19 protein-coding genes are annotated in these 19,160 nt (G+C 68.5%); 18 read left to right on the top strand and 1 reads right to left on the bottom strand.

Annotated features, from left to right (window positions below):
* Positions 1-13 precede the first annotated feature (13 nt).
* The 12 genes from ACG01O_RS16660 to ACG01O_RS16715 all read left to right on the top strand — a co-directional run bounded on the left by ACG01O_RS16660 (position 14) and on the right by ACG01O_RS16715 (position 13,513).
* The gene (locus tag ACG01O_RS16660; RefSeq protein ID WP_394386296.1) at positions 14-1,528 is read left to right on the top strand and encodes a sigma-54 interaction domain-containing protein; all 1,515 of its coding nucleotides are present in this window, start codon (positions 14-16) and stop codon (positions 1,526-1,528) included.
* Between the two features lie 171 nt (positions 1,529-1,699).
* Positions 1,700-2,908 carry a substrate-binding domain-containing protein gene (locus ACG01O_RS16665; protein WP_394386298.1) on the top strand — a complete coding sequence of 403 codons (1,209 nt, stop codon included), beginning with the start codon at positions 1,700-1,702 and terminating at the stop codon, positions 2,906-2,908.
* 156 nt (positions 2,909-3,064) lie between these two features.
* Positions 3,065-3,808, top strand: coding sequence for an ABC transporter ATP-binding protein (locus tag ACG01O_RS16670; RefSeq protein WP_394386300.1), 744 nt, complete (start codon positions 3,065-3,067; stop codon positions 3,806-3,808).
* Entirely contained in the window at positions 3,805-4,539 is a 735-nt protein-coding gene (locus ACG01O_RS16675) for an ABC transporter ATP-binding protein (RefSeq protein ID WP_394386302.1), read from the top strand. The genes ACG01O_RS16670 and ACG01O_RS16675 overlap by 4 nt, the downstream gene beginning before the upstream one ends.
* 652 nt (positions 4,540-5,191) lie before the next feature.
* On the top strand, positions 5,192-6,166 hold the full coding sequence (locus ACG01O_RS16680; protein WP_394386304.1) for a branched-chain amino acid ABC transporter permease: 975 nt from the start codon (positions 5,192-5,194) through the stop codon (positions 6,164-6,166).
* Positions 6,166-7,248 (top strand): branched-chain amino acid ABC transporter permease, encoded by a 1,083-nt coding sequence (locus ACG01O_RS16685; protein ID WP_394386305.1) that lies wholly within the window; start codon positions 6,166-6,168, stop codon positions 7,246-7,248. The genes ACG01O_RS16680 and ACG01O_RS16685 overlap by 1 nt, the downstream gene beginning before the upstream one ends.
* Positions 7,245-8,096, top strand: a complete 852-nt coding sequence (locus ACG01O_RS16690; RefSeq protein WP_394386306.1) for an alpha/beta fold hydrolase — start codon at positions 7,245-7,247, stop codon at positions 8,094-8,096. Before ACG01O_RS16685 ends, ACG01O_RS16690 begins: the two co-directional genes overlap by 4 nt.
* Positions 8,097-8,164: 68 nt before the next feature.
* Positions 8,165-8,935 carry an ABC transporter ATP-binding protein gene (locus ACG01O_RS16695; protein ID WP_394386307.1) on the top strand — a complete coding sequence of 257 codons (771 nt, stop codon included), beginning with the start codon at positions 8,165-8,167 and terminating at the stop codon, positions 8,933-8,935.
* A 619-nt stretch (positions 8,936-9,554) separates the two neighbouring features.
* Positions 9,555-10,268 (top strand): ABC transporter ATP-binding protein, encoded by a 714-nt coding sequence (locus ACG01O_RS16700; RefSeq protein WP_394386308.1) that lies wholly within the window; start codon positions 9,555-9,557, stop codon positions 10,266-10,268.
* Positions 10,269-10,291: 23 nt separating this feature from the next.
* Positions 10,292-11,488, top strand: a complete 1,197-nt coding sequence (locus tag ACG01O_RS16705) for an ABC transporter substrate-binding protein (RefSeq protein WP_394386309.1) — start codon at positions 10,292-10,294, stop codon at positions 11,486-11,488.
* A 154-nt stretch (positions 11,489-11,642) separates the two neighbouring features.
* Complete coding sequence (locus tag ACG01O_RS16710; protein WP_394386310.1) at positions 11,643-12,530, top strand: branched-chain amino acid ABC transporter permease; 888 nt, start codon at positions 11,643-11,645, stop codon at positions 12,528-12,530.
* Positions 12,527-13,513: a branched-chain amino acid ABC transporter permease gene (locus ACG01O_RS16715; RefSeq protein ID WP_394386311.1), complete on the top strand. Its 987-nt coding sequence runs from the start codon at positions 12,527-12,529 to the stop codon at positions 13,511-13,513. Before ACG01O_RS16710 ends, ACG01O_RS16715 begins: the two co-directional genes overlap by 4 nt.
* Here ACG01O_RS16715 and ACG01O_RS16720 read toward each other — a convergent pair.
* A complete protein-coding gene (locus ACG01O_RS16720) occupies positions 13,443-14,357 on the bottom strand; it encodes a DMT family transporter (RefSeq protein ID WP_394386312.1) in 915 nt (304 codons plus the stop codon). The genes ACG01O_RS16715 and ACG01O_RS16720 overlap by 71 nt on opposite strands.
* 101 nt (positions 14,358-14,458) lie before the next feature.
* Here ACG01O_RS16720 and ACG01O_RS16725 point away from each other — a divergent pair, with 101 nt between their 5' ends.
* The 6 genes from ACG01O_RS16725 (at position 14,459) to ACG01O_RS16750 (ending at position 18,974) form a co-directional block, all read left to right on the top strand.
* Complete coding sequence (locus ACG01O_RS16725) at positions 14,459-15,364, top strand: helix-turn-helix transcriptional regulator (protein ID WP_394386314.1); 906 nt, start codon at positions 14,459-14,461, stop codon at positions 15,362-15,364.
* Between the two features lie 71 nt (positions 15,365-15,435).
* Positions 15,436-15,582, top strand: a complete 147-nt coding sequence (locus tag ACG01O_RS16730; RefSeq protein ID WP_394386316.1) for a hypothetical protein — start codon at positions 15,436-15,438, stop codon at positions 15,580-15,582.
* 117 nt (positions 15,583-15,699) lie between these two features.
* Positions 15,700-17,208, top strand: coding sequence for a response regulator (locus ACG01O_RS16735; RefSeq protein ID WP_394386318.1), 1,509 nt, complete (start codon positions 15,700-15,702; stop codon positions 17,206-17,208).
* Positions 17,205-17,582, top strand: coding sequence for a hypothetical protein (locus tag ACG01O_RS16740; protein WP_394386320.1), 378 nt, complete (start codon positions 17,205-17,207; stop codon positions 17,580-17,582). Before ACG01O_RS16735 ends, ACG01O_RS16740 begins: the two co-directional genes overlap by 4 nt.
* A gap of 154 nt (positions 17,583-17,736) precedes the next feature.
* Positions 17,737-18,162, top strand: coding sequence for a GFA family protein (locus ACG01O_RS16745; protein ID WP_394386322.1), 426 nt, complete (start codon positions 17,737-17,739; stop codon positions 18,160-18,162).
* A gap of 251 nt (positions 18,163-18,413) precedes the next feature.
* Positions 18,414-18,974, top strand: coding sequence for a hypothetical protein (locus ACG01O_RS16750; protein ID WP_394386324.1), 561 nt, complete (start codon positions 18,414-18,416; stop codon positions 18,972-18,974).
* Positions 18,975-19,160 lie beyond the last annotated feature (186 nt).

Raw genomic sequence — 19,160 nt, forward strand, 5'->3', positions numbered from 1 at the left:
CATTGCGCCGGCCATGCCGCTGTCCAAAAACCAGACACCGCCCGCCCTCGACATCCCGCAGGACGTCGACGGTCTGCTGCGCCTGGCCGCGCAGTCGATGTTCGACGTGCTGGCCCGCTCGAGCGAAGGGATGATGGTGGTGGACCGCCACCACCGCGTGGTGTGGATCAGCGATGGCTACAAGCGCTTCCTGCCGGCGCTGGGCTTCAACGACGAGCACGAGTTCGTCGGCAAGCGCGTGGAAGACGTGGTGCCCAACACGCAGATGCTGCAGGTGCTGGAAACCGGTAAGCCCGTGCTGGTGGACCTGCTCACCAACAAGGCCGGCACCTTTCTGGTGAGCCGCCTGCCGCTGCGCAACGACGCTGGCGAGGTGATCGGCGCGCTGGGCCTGGTGCTGCTGGACCACCCCGAAACCACCATGCAGCCGCTGATCCAGAAGTTCGGCCGGCTGCAGCAGGAGCTGGAAGACACGCGGCGCCAGCTCGCCGCCCAGCGCCGGCCCAAGTACACGATCGCCAGCTTCATCGGCGCCAGCCCCGCGGCGCTGGAGGTGAAGCGCCAGGCCCGCCGCGTCGCCCAGACCGACTCCACCGTGCTGCTGCTGGGCGAGACCGGCACCGGCAAGGAGCTGCTGGCCCATGCCATCCACTCGGCGTCCAAGCGCGCGCACCGGCCCCTGGTCAGCGTCAACATCGCCGCCGTGCCGGAGACGCTGCTGGAGGCCGAGTTCTTTGGCGTTGCACCGGGCGCCTACACGGGCGCCGAGCGCAAGGGCCGCGACGGCAAGTTCAAGCTGGCCGACGGCGGCACGCTGTTCCTGGACGAAATCGGCGACATGCCGCTCGCCCTTCAATCCAAGCTGCTGCGCGTGCTGCAGGAGCAGGAGGTGGAGCCGCTGGGCAGCAACACGGTCATGCGCGTGGACGTGCGCGTGATTGCCGCCACCAGCCGCGACCTGGCCGCCATGGTGGCCGCCGGCAGCTTCCGCGCTGACCTGTACTACCGCCTCAACGTGCTGCCCATCCGCGTGCCGGCCTTGAAGGAGCGGCTGGACGACATCGAGGCCCTGGCCGAGGCCCTGGGCGAAGACATCGCCCGCCGCAGCGGCATGCCGCAAAAGCTGCTCAGCCCCGACGCCATCGAGTGGCTGATGCGCCAGCCCTGGCCCGGCAACATCCGCGAACTGCGCAACACGCTGGAGCAGGTCAGCCTGATGAGCGACGACATGCAGCTGACGGCGGCACATTTCCAGGGCGAAGCGGCCTTGCCCGTGGCGGCGGACACGCCACCCGACGCCGCTCCGGCCCCCACCCCCACGCCCCCAGCCGTGACCACCGCCCAAGCCGTGGCCCCGCTGCCCGAGCTGATCGAAGCCCTGGAGCGCGACGCCATCCGCCGCGCACTGCAAGCCACGGGCGGCAACCGCATGGCCGCCGCCCGGTTGCTGCAGATCTCGCGGGCGTCGTTGTACGAACGGCTGGCACGTTGGCCGGACCTGGAAGTCCAGCTTCCGGACAACGCCTGAATTTCAGACACTCGCACCGTCTCGCGGGGGCCTGACCGGCCCCAAAACCACGGGACAACCCGCACGAAAACCGTCCCGGCGCCCCCTTCCCCGCCGGGCACGGCCCTTGCAAAAAGGGAAGACACCGTCTGCCGACAGAGCAGACCCGACGAACTTCAGGAGACACGCCTCATGCGCCCCACGTCCGTTTTGACGCGCCGCCTTGCCCTCGCCGCCGCCCTCACGGCGGCTGCCCTGCCCGGCCTGACGCTGGCCGCCGGCAACGAGATCCGCATCGCCCACGTCTACAGCAAGACCGGCCCGCTGGAGGCCTACGGCAAGCAGACCCAGATCGGGCTGATGATGGGTTTGGACTACGCCACCGGCGGCACCATGACCGTCGCCGGCAAGAAGCTCGTCATCATCGAGAAGGACGACCAGGGCAAGCCCGACGTGGGCAAGAGCCTGCTGGCCGCCGCCTATGGCGACGACAAGGCCGACATCGCCGTCGGCCCCTCTTCCAGCGGCGTGGCGCTGGCCATGCTGCCCGTGGCGGAGGAGTACAAGAAGATCCTGCTGGTGGAGCCCGCCGTCGCCGACTCCATCACCGGCGACAAGTGGAACAAGTACATCTTCCGCACCGGCCGCAACTCGTCGCAAGACGCGATTGGCAACGCCGTCGCATCGGACATCGCCGGCCTGAACATCGGCGTGCTGGCGCAGGACTACGCCTTCGGCCGTGACGCCGTGAAGGCCTACAAGGAAGCACTGAAGAAGGCCAAGATCGTCCACGAGGAATACCTGCCCACGGCCACGACCGACTTCACCGCCGGCATCCAGCGCCTCGTCGATTCGCTGAAGGACAAGCCGGGCCCCAAGGTCATCGCGGTGGTGTGGGCCGGTGCCACCACGCCCTTCGGCGCGCTGGCCGCGCTGGACCTGCAGAAGCGCTACGGCATCGGCGTCGGCTCGGGCGGCAACATCCTGCCGGCCATGACGGCCTACAAGCAGTTCCCGGGCATGGAGGGCGCCACCTACTACTACTTCGGCATCCCGAAGAACCCGGTCAACGAGTGGCTGGTGGCCAACCACTACAAGCAATACAAGACCCCGCCGGACTTCTTCACTGCAGGTGGCATGAGTGCCGGCATTGCCCTTGTGGAAGCGCTGAAGAAGACCAGCGGCGACACGACGACCAACAAGCTCATCAAGACCATGGAAGGCATGAGCTTTGACACGCCCAAGGGAAAGATGACCTTCCGCGCGGAAGACCACCAGGCGATGCAGTCGATGTACCACTTCCGCATCAAGGTGGACCCGGCGTTCCCTTGGGGCGTGCCGGAGTTGGTGCGGGAGATCAAGCCCGAGGAAATGCAGGTCCCCATCCGCACCAAGCGCTGAACTGATCGGCTACTGCGCGGGCGCTGCACGTCGTTGCGGGTCCTCCCATGAATCCTCACGTACCGAAGTACGTTCCGGTTCATGGGTTCCCCCCGCGCCTAGTTCAGCACCCGCTCGCGACGCCTCCGAGTCGTTGTCCGCGCTGAAAACAGCTTCATGCTCGAAACCAAGAATCTGACGATCCGCTTCGGCGGCCATGTGGCCGTGGACGGCGTGAGTTGTGCCTTCCAGCCCGGCACGTTGACGGCCATCGTCGGCCCCAACGGCGCGGGCAAGACGACCTACTTCAACCTGATCTCGGGCCAGCTGCCCGCGAGCAGTGGCGAGGTGTGGCTGGACGGCGAGAACCTCACCGCGCAGCCCGCGCCGGTGCGCACGCGGCGCGGGCTGGGCCGGGCGTTTCAGCTGACGCAGCTGTTCGCCCACCTCACCGTGCTGGAGAACGTGCGCCTGGCCGTGCAGGCGCGCCGGGGCCTGGGCTTGAAGCTGCTGTCGGTGTGGCTGTCGCACAAGGCACTCATCGCCGAAGCCGAGGCCATCTTGCAGCGCGTGCGGCTGGACCACCGCGCCACCGACTTCGCCGCCAGCCTGCCGCATGGCGACCAGCGCAAGCTGGAGGTGGCCATGCTCATCGCGCTGGACCCGAAGGTGTATTTGTTCGACGAACCCACCGCCGGCATGAGCGTGGACGAGGTGCCCGTGGTGCTCGATTTGATCCGCGCGCTCAAGGCCGAGAAGAAGCACACGCTGCTGCTGGTGGAGCACAAGATGGACGTGGTGCGCGAGCTGGCCGACCGCATCATCGTGCTGCACCAGGGCAAGCTGGTGGCCGACGGCGACCCGGCCACGGTGATCGCCTCGCCCATCGTGCAAGAGGCTTACCTGGGGGTGGCGGCATGAGCAACCTCCTGGCATTGCGCGGCGTGCACACCCACGTAGGGGCGTATCACATCCTGCATGGCGTGGACCTTGACGTACCGGTCGGCCAAGTGACGATGCTGCTGGGCCGCAATGGCGCGGGCAAGACCAGCACGCTGCGCACGCTGATGGGCCTGTGGACGGCGAGCGCCGGCACGGTGACGTTCAAGGGCGAGGACATCACGAAACTGGCCACGCCCGACATCGCGTCGCGCGGCATCGCCTATGTGCCCGAGACCATGGGCATCTTCGGCGAGCTGACCGTGGCCGAGAACCTGCTGCTGGCCGCCCGGTCAGCCCGCAAGCTGGCCGACCTGGACGCGGCCCGGCTGGACTGGCTGTTCGGCCTGTTTCCGGCGCTGAAGACCTTCTGGACGCACCCGGCGGGCAAGCTGAGCGGCGGGCAGAAGCAGATGGTGGCGATTGCCCGCGCACTGATCGAGCCGCGCGAGTTGCTGGTGATCGACGAGCCCAGCAAGGGCCTGGCGCCGGCGATCGTGGCCAACCTGATTTCGGCGTTGCGGGAGTTGAAGGCGACGCAGACGACGGTGTTGCTGGTGGAGCAGAACTTTCGCGTGGCGGCGGAGTTGGGCGACACGGTGGCGGTGATGGACGACGGGCGGGTGGTGCATCGGGGTTCGATGCGCGAACTGATTGAGGACGCTGGGTTGCAGCAGCGGCTGCTGGGGTTGTCGTTGGGGGCGCATCAGTGACTGCGTTGGGGCGTTCTCATTCGAGTTTGGTGGCTTTTGCCGGGAGCCTTTGCAGCTCGGCGCACCGTGCCGGGAGTTCGCCCCGGCGGGCGAGTAACTTTCTTCTGGGGCGCCAGAAGAAAGTCACCAAAGAAGAGGCGCGCAACCGCACCTCGCCTCTGGCCGGCAAGCGACATCGCGCGAAAACAGCCAGCCGGCTGCGGGCACGAAGCGAACCGCTGCGCTCTCGCTGCTGTCCTTGTCACGAGTCCGAACGATCCACCGCCCGTGCGCCTAACGTCGGCTGCACGCCGAACTCGCGAGTGGAATGCAAGCGCCGTCGACGGCGCGTCGAGGCGTGTGGTGCCTTTGCTGATGAGTTCGGCGTGCAGCCGACGTTGAACGTGGTGCAGGGCCGATGGCTAACTGCGGTGACAAGTGGGCGGCGAGAGCGCAGCGGCTCGCTTCTTCGCAGGGCGCGAGCGGGTGTTCTCGCGCGCGAGCCTCACGCCCCAGCCCGCTGGCTTGCAGTTAGCGCCTCTCTTTTGGTGACTTTTCTCTGGCAAGACAGAGAAAAGTTACTCGCCCGCCGGGGCGAACTCCCGGCTCGGTGCATCGCGCCCCAAAGGCTCCAAGCAAAAGCAACCACGCACCGCTCCCACGAGCACACCTCATGAAGCTCGACCCCAAACCCCTCGCGCTCCTCGCCGCGCTCATCCTCCTGGCCCTGCCGCTGACCGGCAGCCCGAGCACCTGGCTCAACCTCACGCTGGCCGGCGTGGCCATGGGCCTCATCATCTTCGTCATCGCCTCGGGCCTGACGCTGGTGTTCGGCCTCATGGACGTGCTGAACTTCGGCCACGGCGTGTTCATTGCGCTCGGTGCCTTCACCGCCACCACCGTGCTCGCAGCACTCGCCCCGTGGGCCGGCAGTGACAACACGCTCGCCAACCTCGCCGCACTCGCCGCCGCCTGCACCGCCGGCATGGCCATCGCTGCGGCCGTGGGCGTGGTTTTCGAGCGCGTGCTGGTGCGGCCCGTCTACGGCCAGCACCTCAAGCAAATCCTCATCACCATGGGCGGCATGATCATTGGCGAAGAGCTGATCAAGGCCACCTGGGGCGCCCAGCTCATTCCGCTGGAGCTGCCGCAAACGCTGCGCGGCATCTTCCTGCTCGGCGACGTGGCGGTGGAGAAGTTCCGCGTGGTCGCCATGCTGATCGGCCTCGTCGTGCTGGTGGGCCTGCTGCTCGTGCTCAACCGCACCAAGATCGGCCTGCTGATTCGCGCCGGCGTGCAAGACCGCGAGATGGTGGAGGCGCTGGGTTACCGCGTGCGGCGGCTGTTCGTGGGCGTGTTCGTCGCCGGCTCGGCGCTGGCGGGCCTGGGCGGTGTGCTGTGGGGGCTGGTGCAGCAGGGCGTCACGCCGCAGATCGGCGCGCAGGTGAACCTGCTGCTGTTCATCGTCATCATCATCGGCGGGCTGGGGTCCACCGTGGGCTGCCTGGTGGGCGCGCTGCTGGTGGGGCTGGTGGCCAACTACGTGGGCTTCCTGGCGCCGAAGGCGGCGCTGTTTTCCAACATCGGCCTGATGGTGGCGGTGCTGCTGTGGCGCCCGCAAGGCCTCTACCCGGTGGGAGCCAAGTGATGCTGCGTGCCCTGCTTTCCCACGACCTGCCGCGCAGCAAGCCGCTGGCCGTGCTGCTGGCCCTGTGCTTCCTCGGCTTGGCTTGCGCGCCCTTCATCTTCCCCGGCACGCAGGCGCTGAACGTGGCGGCCAAGATCCTGGTGTTCATCCTGCTGGTGGCCAGCTACGACCTGCTGCTGGGCTACACCGGCATCGTCAGCTTCGCGCACACCATGTTCGTCGGCATCGGTGCCTACGGCATCGCCATTGCGTCGACACGGCTGGGGGCGGACTGGACCTCGCTGGCCATCGGCTTCATCGCGGCCCTCGCGCTGAGCGCCCTGCTGGCCCTGGCCATGGGCCTGGCCAGCCTGCGCGTGAAGGCCATCTTCTTCGCCATGATCACGCTGGCCGTGGCCTCGGCCTTCATGACGCTGGCCTCGCAGTTGAGCGACCTCACCGGCGGCGAAGACGGCCTGAACTTCCAGCTGCCCGAGGTGCTGCGCCCCTCCACCGAGTTCATGGACGACCCGTTCCTGGGCGTGATGCTGGACGGCAAGCTGCTGACCTACTACCTGCTGCTGGCCGCCGTCACGGGGCTGATCCTGCTGCTGCTGCGGGTGGTGAACTCGCCTTTCGGCCGCGTGCTGCAGGCCATCCGCGAGAACGAGTTTCGCGCCGAGGCCATCGGCTACCGCACGGTGGTGTACCGCACCGGCGCCAACGTGATTGCCGCGCTGCTGGCCTGCTGCGGCGGCGCACTGCTGGCGCTGTGGCTGCGCTACACCGGGCCCGAAACGGCCATGAGCATGGAGATCATGCTGGACCTGCTGCTCATCGTCGTCATCGGCGGCATGGGCACGGTGTACGGCGCCGTCATCGGCAGCGTGCTGTTCATCGTGGCGCAGAACTACCTGCAGGCGCTGCTGAAAAGCGCCGGCGCGCTGGTGGACGGCGTGCCGGGCTTGAGCACGCTGGTGTCGCCCGACCGCTGGCTGCTGTGGCTGGGCCTGCTGTTCGTGCTGGCCGTGTACCACTTCCCCGGCGGCATCGTTGGGCGGCTGCGGCTGGCGGCCTGGGCGCGCGGGAGGGCCCGATCATGAAATCGCACTACCTCAGCTGCCTGGGCCGCGAGCTGCACGTCACCACCTGGGGCGACCCGGCCGCCCCCACCGTGGTGGCCTGGCACGGCCTGGCCCGCAGCGGGCGCGACTTTGACGACTTCGCCGCCGCGCTCAGCGCCCGCTGGCATGTGGTGTGCCCCGACACGCTGGGCCGCGGCCTGTCGCAATGGGCGGTGAACCCGGCGCTGGAGTACTGCCTGTCGTTCTACGTGGAGCAGGCCGAAGCACTGCTGGACCAGCTCGGGCTGGACAAGGTGCACTGGGTGGGCACGTCCATGGGCGGCGCCATTGGCACGCTGGCGGCAGCCACGCGGCTGCGCGGTCGCATCAAGCGCCTGGTGCTGAACGACAACGGCCCGGAGCTCGCCGCCCCGGCGCTGGCCCGCATCCAAACCTACGCCGGCCAGCCACCGGCCTTCGCCACGGTGACGGAGCTGGAGCGCTACTTCCGCGAGATCTACGCGAGCTTCGGCGCGCTGACGGATGCGCAGTGGCGCCACCTCACCGAAACCTCGCTGCGCCGCCTGCCCGACGGCCGCGTCACGCCGCACTACGACCCCGCCCTGGCGCTGCAGTTCCAGCACCATCCGGACGACTACGCCCTCTGGCACGCGTGGGACCAGCTCGACCTGCCCGTGCTGTGCCTGCGCGGCGAAGACTCCACGCTGCTGACGCCCGAGACCGCTCAAGCCATGCGCGAACGCGGCCCGCGCGCCGCGGTGGCCACGATTGCCGGCTGCGGCCACGCGCCGGCCTTGAACACGCCGGACCAGATCGGCCTGGTGGAGCGCTTCCTGGCTGCCGCCGAGGTGACACCGGGGGGGTGAATGCCCCGAGCCCGCGTGCCCGCCCCAGGCCCTAGAGTCAACCGCAACGCTTTCGCGCCCCCCCATCCATGAGCGACATCATTCTGGAGACGAGCGACCTCACGAAGGAGTTCAAGGGCTTCACCGCCGTGGACGCCGTGAACCTGCGGGTGCAGCGAGGTCACATCCACGCGCTGCTGGGCCCCAACGGCGCCGGCAAGACGACCTGCTTCAACCTGCTCACCAAGTTCCTCACGCCCACGCGCGGCCGCATCGTGTTCGCAGGGCATGACATCACCGGCGAGACCTCCGCCCAGATCGCCCGCCGCGGCGTGATCCGCAGCTTCCAGATCTCGGCCGTGTTCCCGCACCTCACGGTGCTGGAGAACGTGCGCATCGGGCTGCAGCGCTTCACCGGCACGAGCTTCCATTTCTGGAAGGGGCTGACCGGCCTGAAGACGCTGGACGCCAAGGTGTTGGCCCTGCTGGAGTTGGTGGACCTGCGCGACATGGCCCACCTGAAGGCCGCGGACCTGCCCTACGGCCGCAAGCGCGCTTTGGAGATTGCCACCACGATGGCCATGGAGCCGCAGCTGATGTTGCTGGACGAGCCCACGCAGGGCATGGGCCACGAGGACGTGGACCGCGTGACGGCCCTCATCAAGCGCGTGGCCGAGGGGCGCACGGTGCTGATGGTGGAGCACAACATGAAGGTGGTGGCGAGCATCGCCGACCGCATCACGGTGTTGGCGCGGGGGGCGGTGTTGGCCGAGGGCGACTACGCGACGGTGTCCAAGCATCCGGCGGTGTTGGAGGCTTACATGGGGACTGAGGCGACTGAGTTGCAGGGGGCGCATTGATGGTTCGGCGTTGCGTGGCCTTGACGCCAAGGCCCAGCCGGGATTTCGTCCCGGCGGCCGACTCACTTTCTTGCGCGCGCAAGAAAGTGAGCAAAGAAAGCGCCCCTGTTCCGTCGGCCCTCTTCGAGGGCTGCCCTGCGATGCTCGAAGCCCAGGGCCGCGCCGAACTCACTTCGCTACGCTGCGTTCAAACAGGCGGCGCGAAGTCAGTTGTTGAAGCGCGCTTCGCGCGCGCCCTGGGCTTCTGCGCTTCTCGGCTCCTCCAAAGGGGAACCCCGGAACAGCCGCAACAGCCAATCGCCAAGCCCGCCAGCCGGCTGGCGCTGGCTGTTCGGTATGCCCCCTTGAGCACCGCCGAGCAGCGCAAGGGCTTGAGGGCGTGCGCGCAGCGCACATCAAGCACTGACTCCGTGCGGTTGTCTGACCGGAGCGTAGCGAAGGGAGTTCCGCACGGGCCCTCAAGGCCTGAGCAGCGCAGGGCACCCCTCGCCACGCGAGGGGCGGTGCGGTCGGGGGGAGCTCTTTGCTTACTTTCTGGCGGCCCAGAAAGTAAGTCGCCCGCCGGGGCGAACTCCCGGCACCCCTCTGGCCAGCAATTCACCGCAGCGAGCGCATGACCATGGCGACCCCCGCCCTCGAAATCACCAACCTCCACGCCTGGTACGGCGAAAGCCACATCCTGCATGGCTTGTCGTTGAGCGTGCAGCCCGGCCAGGTCGTCACCCTGCTCGGCCGCAACGGCGCCGGCCGCACCACCACGCTGCGCGCCATCATGGGCCTCACCGGTGCGCGCAAAGGCAGCATCAAGGTTCACGGCGAGGAAACGATCAACCTCTCGACCCACCGCATCGCCAACCTCGGCCTCGGCTACTGCCCCGAAGAGCGGGGCATCTTCGCCAGCCTCACGACCGAAGAGAACCTGCGCCTGCCGCCGCTCTTGAAAGCCCAGCGCGGCAAGGTCATGAGCGAAGCCGAGATCTACGCCATGTTCCCCAACCTGGCCGAGCGCAAGCACAGCCCTGGCACGCGGCTCTCGGGCGGTGAGCAGCAGATGCTGGCGGTGGCGCGCATCCTGCGCACCGGCGCGGACATCCTGCTGCTGGACGAAATCTCCGAAGGCCTGGCGCCCGTCATCGTCCAGGCCCTGGCCCGCATGATCCGGGCGCTCAAGGCGCAGGGTTTCACCATCGTGATGGTGGAACAGAACTTCCGCTTCGCCGCGCCGCTGGCCGACCATTTCATCGTCATCGAGCACGGCGAAGTCGTGCTCTCCTTCCCCGCAGCTGACCTGCCCGCCCACCAGGCGCAGATGGACGAGCTGCTCAGCGTCTAACCCGACCTTCAACTGGAGACATCATGAAGAAGACCCTCATTGCAGCAACGCTGGCCACCCTCGGCCTGGGCGCCCAGGCGCAAATCTCGGGCGACGTCATCAAGATCGGTTTCCTGACCGACATGTCCAGCGTCTACGCCGACATCGACGGCGCCGGCGGCGTGGAGGCCATCAAGATGGCCATTGCCGACATGAAGGGCATGGCCGCTGGCAAGAAGGTCGAGATCATCTTTGCCGACCACCAGAACAAGGCCGACGTCGCCTCCGCCAAGGCGCGCGAGTGGATCGACACCCAAGGGCTGGACCTGCTGATCGGCGGCACCAACTCCGGCGCCAACCTGGCCATGGCCACGGTGGCGGCCGAGAAGAAGCGACCCTTCATCTCCATCGGCGCCGGCAGCTCGGCGCTGACGAATGCCAACTGCACGCCCTACACCATCCACTACGCGTACGACACCGTGGCCCTGGCCAACGGCACGGGCGGTGCCGTCACCAAAGCCGGTGGCAAGAACTGGTACTTCCTGACGGCCGACTACGCCTTCGGCCAGGCCCTGCAGGCCGACACGACCGCCGTGGTGCAGAAGAACGGCGGCACCGTGAAGGGCGCCGTGAAGCACCCGCTGAACGCGAGCGACTTCTCCAGCTTCCTGCTGCAAGCCCAAGGCTCGGGCGCGCAGATCCTGGGTCTGGCCAACGCGGGCGGCGACACCATCAACGCCATCAAGGCGGCCAACGAGTTCGGCATCACCAAGGGCATGAAGCTCGCCGGCTTGCTGATGTTCATCAACGACGTGCACTCGCTCGGCCTCAAGACCACCGAGGGCATGTACCTGACCGACTCCTGGTACTGGAACCAGACGCCGGAAGCCCGCGCCTGGAGCCGCCGCTTCTTCGAGAAGATGAAGCGCATGCCCTCATCGCTGCAGGCCGCCGACTACTCGGCCGTGACCCACTACCTGAAGGCCGTGGACACCCTCAAGACCGACGACGCCGACAAGGTGATCGCCCAGATGAAGGCCACGCCCATCAACGACTTCTACACCAAGGGCACGATCCGCAAGGAAGACGGCCGCGGCATCCACGACATGTTCCTGATGCAGGTGAAGTCGCAGAAGGAATCCACCGAGCCGTGGGACTACTACAAGGTGGTCGCCAAGATCCCGGGCGAGGAGGCGTTCACCAAGCTCGCGGACAGCAAGTGCCCCCTGGTGAAGAAGTGAACCCCTCGCCCGGCCTCGCGGCGCTGAACGCGCGCGTGTCCAGTCGGTCCCCCGAGGGGACGGCGATCGATGCCGGCGTTGGCCGGCATCGACATCGCCCCTGGCCGCCCTTGGGAGCGGCCCGGCGGACGTCCAGGGTCTGAAGGCAAAAGACATGACAGAACTCTTCGGCATCCCCCTCCCCGCCCTGCTGGGCCAGCTGCTGCTGGGCCTGGTGAACGGCTCGTTCTACGCGATGCTGTCGCTGGGCCTGGCGGTCATCTTCGGCATGCTCAACATCATCAACTTCGCCCACGGGGCGCTGTACATGATGGGGGCCTTCTTCGCCTGGATGGGGCTGGAGTACCTGGGGCTGAACTACTGGTTCATGCTCGGTCTCGCGCCGCTGGCGGTGGGCGTGATCGGCATCGTGATCGAGCGCACCATGCTGCAGTGGCTCTACAAGCTGGACCACCTCTACGGCCTGCTGCTGACCTTCGGCATCACGCTGGTGATCGAGGGCGTGTTCCGCAGCTTCTACGGTGTCTCCGGCCAGCCCTACCAGGTGCCGGACGCGCTGCAAGGCGCCACCAACCTCGGCTTCATGATCCTGCCCAACTACCGCGGCTGGGTGGTGGTGGCCTCGCTGGTGGTGTGCTTCGCGGTGTGGGCGTTGATCGAGAAAACGTCGCTCGGCGCCAAGCTGCGCGCTGGCACCGAGAACCCCAAGCTCGTGCAAGCCTTCGGCATCAACGTGCCCCGCATGGTGACGCTGACCTACGCCGGCGGTGTGGCGCTCGCAGCGTTTGCCGGCGTGCTGGCCGCACCCATCCTGCAGGTGTCGGCGTTGATGGGGTCCAACCTCATCATCGTGGTGTTCGCGGTGGTGGTGATCGGCGGCATGGGCTCCATCCTCGGCTCCATCCTGACCGGCCTGGGGCTGGGCATCGTCGAGGGGCTGACCAAGGTGTTCTACCCCGAGGCGTCCAACACCGTCGTCTTCGTCGTCATGGCCATCGTGCTGCTGGTGCGCCCGGCTGGCTTGTTCGGGAAAGAGAAATGAACAAGAAGCTGATCGGCTACGCCGCGCTGTTCGTCGGCATCGGCCTGCTGCCGCTGCTGGGCGCCTACCCCGTGTTCGTGATGAAGGTGCTGTGCTACGCCCTCTTCGCCTGCGCCTTCAACCTGCTGGTGGGCTTCACGGGCTTGCTGTCGTTCGGCCACGCGGCGTTTTTGGGCACGGCAGGCTATGTGTGCGGCCATGCGCTCAAGGTGTGGGGCCTGCCCACGCCGGCCGGGCTGCTGCTGGGCATGGGCGGCGCGGCGGCGGTGGGGCTGGTGTTCGGGCTGCTGGCCATCCGCCGCTCGGGCATCTACTTCTCGATGATCACGCTGGCGCTGGCGCAGATGCTGTACTTCTTCTTCCTGCAGGCGCCGTTCACCGGCGGGGAAGACGGCTTGCAAAGCGTGCCGCGCGGCAGCTTCCTGGGGCTGGACCTCACGCACGACCTCACGCTGTTCTACGTTGTGCTCGGCCTGTTCATCGCCGCGTTCTGGCTCATCTACCGCATCGTGCACTCACCCTTCGGCCAGGTGCTGACGTCCATTCGCGAGAACGAGGCCCGGGCCACGTCCCTGGGCTACGACACGGCGCACTTCAAGCTGCTGGCCTTCGTGCTGTCAGCCGCGCTGGCCGGGTTGGCCGGCGCCACCAAAACGCTGGTGCTGGGCTTTGCCACGCTGACCGACGCGATCTGGACCACCTCTGGCCTCGTCATCCTGATGACGCTGGTGGGCGGCATGGGCACGCTGGTGGGCCCCATGGTGGGGGCGCTGGTGATCATTGCGCTGGAGAACAAGATCGGCGATTTCGGCACCGCGCTGGCCGACCTGACCGGCATCGGCTGGTTCAACGGCCTGGGCGAATCCGTCAGCCTCGTCACCGGGCTGATCTTCATCGTCTGCGTGCTGGCCTTCAGGCGCGGGCTGGTGGGTGAGGCGATGGCGTTGCTGGAGCGCCGGCAGAAACCGGCTTCTTCTTCCTGAACACCAGCACGTTGCCCGCCATCACCAGCACCAGGCCCGCCAGGGCCGGTGCCGTCCAGCGGTAGCCCTCGGCCCAGGCCGACACGTTCAGCGCCACCACCGGAAACAGCACCGTGCTGTAGGCCGCGCGCTCCGGCCCCAGGCGCCCCACCAGCGTGAGGTAGGCGGTGAAGCCGATCACCGAGCCCGGAATCGCCAGGTACAGCCACGCGCCCACGTAGCGCGGGCTGGGGTCGAACACCCACGGCACGCCGGCTGCGGCCGCATAGCCCAGCAGCAGCAGCGTGCCCACCGCCATGCCCCAGGCGTTGGTTTGCACGGGTTTCAGCCCCTCGGCCTGCAGTGCGGCCGACAGCAGGTTGCCGGTGGAGAAGCACAACGTGCCCCCCAGCGCCCAGGCCAGGCCCGCAGCCGTGGCGTGGCCGGCTTGAATCTCGGGCCAGAACAGCAGCACCAGCCCGGTCAGCCCCAGCGCCCCGCCGGCCAGCACCTGCGGCGCCATCGTCCGGCCGTGCACCAGCCGGGCCAGCAGCGCGTTCCACAGCGCCGCGCTGGAGAACACCACCGCCACCAGGCCGCTGGCCACCGTCTGGCTGGCGTTCAAGAAACACACGAAGTTCAGGCAGAACAGGCACAGCCCCTGCGCCAGCACCCACCCCCGCGCCCGGCCGCGGGGCACCACCAGCTGGCGGCGCCACAGCAGCCAGGCAAACAGCACCACGGCCGCTAGGCCAAAGCGGTAGGCAATCGACAGCGCAATGGGCACCGGCCCCAGCTGCCACTTCAGGGCAATCCACGTCGTGCCCCAGATGAGCACCACCAACACGTACAGCACAGCAGTCATGGCGCCATGGTGTCGCCCGGGCCGGGCGGGCGATTGCACATTCCTGCGCTTCATGTCCCCCGGGGCGGCGCAACCCGGCACCGCCGGCCTAGCATGGCGGCATGGCCGACCTCACCGCCCACGCCACTGCCGACCTGCCCGTCTTTGACGTGCTGGGCCGCTCCAGCGCGCGCCGCGAGCGCGAGGTGGCGCTGGGCCAGGGCCTTCGCCTGGTGCAGTGGCACAACCACGGCGGCCGCATGGACTACCAGCGCCCCGGGCACCACACGCTTTCGGTGTACCTGCAGGGCGGCCACCGCACCCACCTGGTGGACACCCCGGGCGACACCGGCTCGCCCGGCTGCCACTGCATCCTGCCCGCCGAGCACGAGTCGCGCTGGAACGTGGCCAGCCCGCTGCGCTTTGTGCACCTGTACCTCAGCGCCGACGCCTGGGCCGACCGCGTGGTGCGCCTGCTGGACGCCGAACCCCGCGCCATCACGCTGGAGCAACGCATCTTTGGCGCCGACGCCACCCTGGCCACCTGGGCCCAAGGCGTGGCCGCCCGCGACTGGGCCGACCCCACCGAGCGCCTGCGCATCGACACCCTCAGCCAGGCCGCGCTGGACCACCTCGTGCTGCAAGCCGCCCGCCCCCGGCAGCGCGAACGCGCCGAGCGCGAGGCCCGGGCCGTGGGCGGCTTGTCCGGCGCCACGCGCCGCCGCGTGCTGGCCTTCATCGATGCACACCTGGACGGCACCCCCTTGACCCTGCCGCAACTGGCCGCCGAAGCCCACCTGTCGGAATTCCACTTCGCGCGCATGTTCCGCACCGCCATGGGCTGCACCGTGCACGACTGGGTGGCCGCCCGCCGGCTGGCCCGGGCCCGCGCCCTGCTGCGCGACACCGCCCTGCCCCTGGCCGACGTTGCCGCCGCCTGCGGCTACGCCCACGCCAGCCACCTCAGCCGCCACGTCAAGGCCGCCACCGGCGCCACGCCCGGCCAGCTGCGCCGCGCGGCCTGCTGACACCACGCTGCCAGCATTCACCGTCAAGTTAGGGGGGGCGCTGTCGGCCGAATCGGCTCACCATGCAGCACATGGCCGCCTCCGCACGTTTTCGCTTCAACCTCACCCTGCTGGGTGCGGTGGCAGCGGTCGTGCTGACGCTCTTCGTGCCCGGCGACGGCGACCCGCCGGGCGGCCCGGTGCAAACCGCCAGCCTGCTGCCACCGCCGCAGCGCTGACAGCGAAGCCGGGCGTGACAAACGACGCCGCCGGCCCCGCCATCCACACTCCGCTTCTCCGCGCCGACACGCTCTGGCGCGATGATGTTGGCTTTGCTGTTGCACCCGCCCCTGACGATGAACGAGCTGTTGATCTGGATCCTGGCCGCCGTGGCCGTTGTGGCCGTGTTCCTGGTTTGGTCTGGCAAGCGTCGCCCCTCGTCGACGGCCGACGACGCCCAGCCCCTGCCGCCGGCTCCGGCTGACGCTACGCCAGAACCTGCCGCTGAGCCCGCCGCCGAATCTGCCGCTGAACCCAGCGCGCCGGCTGCCGAGGCGCCTGCATCGCAGGACGCCCAAGTCACCTCCGAGCCGCTGGCTGAGGCCTCGGTAGAGGCCCCCGCCCCCGTCAACGCTGACCTGGACGCCGTGCGCGAGGTGGAAGCGGCGCTGGCCGCCAAGCTGGCCGAGCAACGCGCCGAAGAAGCCCGCATCGAAGCCGAGCGCGTGGCCGCTGAACAGGAGGCGGAACAAGCCCGCGCTGAACGCGAAGCGCAAGAAGCTGCGGCGCGCGAGGCCGCCGCTGAAGCCGAACGACAGGCCGCTGAAGCCGCACGGCAAGCCGCCGAGGCCCAACGCCAAGAAGCCCAGGCGCGCGCCGAACGCGAAGCTGCAGAAGCGGCTGCGGCCGCTGAAGCCGCCCGCCTGGAGGCCGAACGCCAGGAAGCCGAGCGTCTGGCCCAAGAGGCCCACGCCCGCCGCCTGGCGGAAGAGGCTGCTGCCGAAGCCGCCGCACAAGCCGCTGCTGAAGCGGCCGCCGAAGCCGAACGCCAGCGCGCCGCCCAGGAAGCTGCCGAGCGCGAAGCCGCGCGGCTGGAGGCCGAGCGACAAGAAGCCGAACGTCAGGAGGCCGCCCGGGTGGAAGCGGCCCGGCTGGAAGCCGAGCGGTTGGAGGCCGAGCGTTTGGCCGAGGAAGCGCGGGCCGAGGAAGCCCGCGCCGCCGAGGCCCGCCGGCAGGCCGAGGCTGAGGCCCAAGCCGCCGAGGCGGCCCGACTCGCAGCGGAGGCTGCGGCGGCGGCTCAGGCTGCTGAGGCCGCCGCAGCACAGGCCGCCGCCGAAGCCGCCGCCCGCCAAGCCGCAGAAGAAGCCGCCGCCCGCGCCGCCGCTGAAGCTGCGGCGGCTGCCGAACGCGAAGCCCAAGCCGAAGCCGAGCGCGCCGCCCAAGCTGCTGCCGCCGCCGCCACCGCACCCACCCGCGAGCTGCGCGCCGAAGAAACCCTGGTGCTGGTGGTGGACGACTCCAAGATCGTGCGCGTCAAGATCAGCCGCCTGCTCACCGGCAAAACCTACCGCGTGGCCCTGGCCGAAAGCGGCGAACAAGCCCTGGAACTGCTGGCCGCCGAGTGCCCGCACGTGGTGATTACCGACGTGGAAATGCCCGGCATCGACGGCTTCGAGCTCACCCGCCAGGTGCGCGCCCACGCCGCGTGGTCGCACCTGCCGGTGCTGATGATCACCTCGTCGGACGACAAGCAGGAACAGGCCGCCGCTGCCGGCGTGACCCAGCTGCTGGGCAAGCCCTACTCCGAAGAAGCGCTGCTGGCCGCCATCGAGCGCGCCCGCACCGCCGTGCGCGTGCCGGCTTGAGCCCCACGCCCGCCGAGGCCACCACGCCCGCCACGGCCGCCTGGCCCATCCGCCCCGCCCGCCGCCACCAGCGGCACAGCACCGCGGCCTTCGCCGCGTGCGGAGCCGCGTGGATGGCCGGCGTGGTCGCCGTCATCGCCTGGGTGCCGCAGGTGCGCGCCCAACAGGCCCTGGGCGTGGCCAGCTTTGCGCTGCTGTGCGTGGCCCTCTGGGCGCTGGACCGGCACCTGGCCCTGCGCTTTCGCTGCCCGCAATGCGGCGGGCCCGTGCTGCCGCCAGAACCCACCGGCCACCAAGACCGTGCCCCGCTGCTGCGCGCCTGCCCCGCCTGCCAAGTGCGCTGGCAGGTGGGCCGCACGCCGTCAGCAGGCTGACCCCGCCGCGGGCCTCGGCCGGGCGCGGCACCTCGGCAGCCGGCCCGGATTCACCCGGCCCATCCAGGCCCCCCCGCACTCCCCCGCATCGTGCGCCCGCCTGAACGCCGCTATGGTCTGGGCCTTGCCCGCAGCCCTCTCCTCACGCCCGGCCATGGACACGCCCCGCCCCGCGTCAACCGACGCCACCGCCGCCCCTGATGCCCACACGCCGCCAGTGCCGCTGGAAGGCAGCTGCCACTGCGGCGCCGTGCGCCTGCGGCTGCCGCACCTGCCCGAGCAAGCCACCCGCTGCAACTGCTCGCTGTGCCGCCGCCTCAACGGCCTGTGGGCTTACTACCCACTGGGCACGGTGCAGATCGAGGGCCACCCCGAGCACACCACCGACTACATCTGGGGCGACAAAACCCTGCGCAACATCCGCTGCATCCACTGCGGCTGCGTCACCCACTGGGAACCCCTGGCCCCGGAGCCCGGCGCGCGGCACGGCGTGAACCTCAACAACTTCGACCCCCAAGTGGCAGCCGGCGTGCGGGTGCGGCGGTTTGATGGGGCGGAGACGTGGACCTTCCTTGATTGAGTCGGTGGGCGAGGCGCTGAAGCCCGGACGCGCAAGGCCACCAACACCAGCCTTACCGCCGCACGAACTTGCGGGTCTCGATGCGCCGGAGCCGTTCTAACCCGCGCCGCTTTTATCGGTGTTTGAGTACCCTGGGCGGGGCTGGAAGCATGCCCCCAAACAATTCGCCAAGGCTGTCCAGGGCTTCCAATGAAACCGAAGCTTGAAAGCGAACGCCTGTTTCCATCCCCATTTCAAACGTTAGCCCACACATGCGCATACTCCTTTCACTGCTGTTGTCGACGCTGCCGTTCGCTTGCGTCGCCCAAGTAAAAGACTGGTCCGCGGCGGTTGATCGCTGGACCAAAGAATGCGACGACGGTGCGTGCAATCTGGCACTCATCAAAAACATCAGAGGGGCCAAATCGGAAAGCGATTGGTTCGCACTCGGCCTGAGTTTGTCTTCGGCAGGAAATCCTAACTATTTTGTTTTCTCGTACCCGCCGACTTCCGTCGCGTCGCAGGTCGTCCTCTCTTTTGTCACGCTGGACAGGCAGGCGGCCGGCTTTAAGCCCACGGTGGCGGAGATAGCATCGTTTACCGCGCCACCGTGTGAACGGCGACAGGACTGCCAAGTGCGGTTTGATGCAGCCATCGTCCCTGCCACCCAGTTTGGGTCTTATTCGGCAGTCAATATTTGGCAGGCCCTTCAATCCCGCAATCTGCTCGACGTGCAGCAGATCTTTGAATCGGATGGCTCGCGCGCGGAACGCGGCATGCTCGTTGCACTTCCAGCCTTCCAGCAACTTTTAAAGGAGCTGGATGCGAAGTGACCGGCCGGCCGTTCTTGGCCAGCAATGTCCTACCGCAGCATGCCGCTGGCTTCATCGCTGAGGCATTGCATTCCGGCAGGTTCTGCACGCTGATCGACCGCCCCAAGCAGGTCGCTTGCGCACCGTCACGGCGCTAGGGCGCTGCACAGCCGCACTGACCGGTGAAAACGCCCTTGGCACCAAGGT

This window comes from Pelomonas baiyunensis, assembly GCF_043555935.1.
GTDB classification, from domain to species: domain Bacteria; phylum Pseudomonadota; class Gammaproteobacteria; order Burkholderiales; family Burkholderiaceae_C; genus Pelomonas; species Pelomonas baiyunensis.